Below are 2,439 nucleotides of genomic sequence, written 5' to 3'. Positions count from 1 at the left end.
TTTCCGGTAATCTCCGGACACAGTTTTCAGTAATTCCCGGACAGTGATTCCGCTAAATCCCGGACAGTTTCCGGCGGCGGTTTGAGGGTTGGTTCGAGCAGCGCCGTTTTGACCATTAGGCTTCTCACGACAACGTTGAGAGGGGCCGATGCCGAGACGGAAGCAAGCAAGACGAACGACCGTGAGGGATATCCGGACAATTCTGCGCCTGACCCATGAAGAGGGTCTTTCGGTGCGCGAGATTGCCGAGCGGCTGAAGATCGGCAAGAGCTCGGTATCGACCTATTTGCTGCGAGCTCGGGAATCCGGGCTTTCGTGGCCCTTGCCGATCGGCTCGGACGAGGATGCAAAACTGGAGCGGCGGCTGTTCGGCCGCGCCGGTCGACCACCGCGGGATCTCAGTGAGCCGGACTGGGCGCTGGTGGTTCGGGAGCTGAAGCGCAAAGGCGTGACGCTGACGCTTCTATGGCAGGAATACCGCGCCAGTCATCCCGATGGCTACGGCTTCACGTGGTTTTGCGAGAAGGTCGCCACCTTTCGGCAGCGCGCGAGTGTAGCGTTCCGCAATCGGCACGCGGCGGGTGCCGTGATGCAGACCGACTATGCCGGGCCGACGGTGCCGGTGATCGATCCGGCGACCGGCATCATCCATCCGGCCCAAATCATTGTGGCCGTGCTGGGTGCTTCCAATCTGACTTTCGCCCATGCCAGCTTTAGCCAGCAGTTGCCGGATTGGATTGACGGCCAGGTGCGTGCTCTGACTTTCTATGGCGGGGTCACCAAGGCAATCGTGTGCGACAACCTCAAATCAGGGGTGGCCAAGGCCCTTTGGTTCGAACCGACGTTGACTGCGACGTTCGCCGCCATGGCGGAGCATTACGACACCACGATTCTGCCGACACGCAGCAGGAAACCGCGTGACAAGGGCCGGGTCGAAGGCGCGGTATTGATCGTAGAACGCTGGATCCTCGCCCGACTCCGGAACCGTACCTTCTTCTCGCTTGCCGTCCTCAACACGGCAATTGCCGATTTGCTCGAGGACCTGAACAACCGGCCGATGCGCCATGTCGGTAAAAGCCGCCGCGAACTGTTCGAGGAGATCGAACGGGCAGCCTTGAAGCCCTTGCCGGTGATGCCGTTCGAATATGCGGAATGGAAGTCGGCGAAGGTTCATCCAGACTATCATGTCGAGGTCGACAAGACCTTCTACTCGGTGCCGCATCGGTTGATCGGATGCACCCTGCAGGTGCGGCTCACCCACCGGGTGGTCGAGATCTTCCACGATCATCAGCGTGTCGCCAGCCATGTTCGCCGCTCCCAGCGTTCCGGCCACGTCACTGTCAACGACCATATGCCGAAGGCGCATCAGCGCTATGCCAACACCACGCCAGCCAATCTGATCGGCCGTGCGACCCAGATCGGCCCCAATGCCGCCATCCTGGTCGAACGCATGATGCGCGACAGGCCGCATCCGGAACAGGGATACCGCTCGGCCATGGGCATTCTGTCGCTGGCGCCGCGCTATGGATCGCAGCGCCTCGATGCGGCCTGTGAGCGGGCGCTCACCATCAATGCAATCACCTATTCCTCCGTCGCCTCCATCCTCAAATCCGGCCTCGACCGGGAAAGACCGCAGGCTGAACATGCGGCCCCCACGCCTGCGCATACCAATATCCGTGGCCGATCCTACTACCAGTGAAGGAAGCAAGAATGCTGACAAACCCCACCCTCGACCAGATGCAGGCCCTCGGGCTCACTGGCATGGCCGCCGCCTGGCGCGAATTGACCGAGCAGTCCGGCACCAATGAACTCAGCCGCGATGAGTGGCTCGGCCTAATGCTCGACCGCGAAGTCTCCCTGCGCGCCGACAAGCGCATCCGCAACCGGCTCGCCTCTGCCAAGCTACGCTTTGCTCAGGCCTGTATCGAAGATATCGACTTCGCCGCCGCCCGCGGTCTCGACCGGCGCAACACCATGGCGCTGGCCCAGGGGCAATGGCTCACCGCCCATGAAGGCCTGATCATTACCGGCCACACCGGCACCGGCAAGTCATGGCTGGCCTGCGCCTTCGGCAGGCAAGCGGCAAGGCTCGGTCACTCCGTGCTCTATGTGCGTGTGCCGCGCATGTTCGAGGACCTCGCGCTTGCCCGCCTCGATGGCTCCTTTCCCCGTCTCATCGACAAGCTCACCCGCGTCCAGCTCCTCATCCTTGACGACTTTGGAACCCATACGCTCTCCGATCAGCAGCGCTTCCACCTCTTCGAAATTGTCGAGGAGCGCTATCAGAGGAAATCCACCCTGATCACAGCCCAGATCCCCGTGGCAAGCTGGCATGATCTTATTGCCGACAGCACGGTTGCCGACGCCATACTCGACCGCATCGTGCATAACGCCCATCGCATCACTCTGCGGGGCGAGAGTATGCGAAAGCAAAAAAGC

The 2,439-nt window shown here is 61.5% G+C and carries 2 protein-coding genes; both read left to right on the top strand.

The annotated features are described in order from the left end of the window. The first annotated feature begins 148 nt into the window (after positions 1-148). Positions 149-1,699: an IS21 family transposase gene (istA, locus tag GDN47_RS31770; RefSeq protein ID WP_152095056.1), complete on the top strand. Its 1,551-nt coding sequence runs from the start codon at positions 149-151 to the stop codon at positions 1,697-1,699. A gap of 11 nt (positions 1,700-1,710) precedes the next feature. Next, the coding region (gene istB / locus GDN47_RS31765) for an IS21-like element ISRsp2 family helper ATPase IstB (RefSeq protein ID WP_173002616.1) at positions 1,711-2,439 on the top strand (729 nt) is incomplete at its 3' end.

The sequence above is a fragment of the Martinezella dioscoreae genome (genome assembly GCF_009176305.1).
Lineage (GTDB): Bacteria > Pseudomonadota > Alphaproteobacteria > Rhizobiales > Rhizobiaceae > Rhizobium > Rhizobium dioscoreae.
This window is presented reverse-complemented; position numbering and strand designations above follow the sequence as displayed.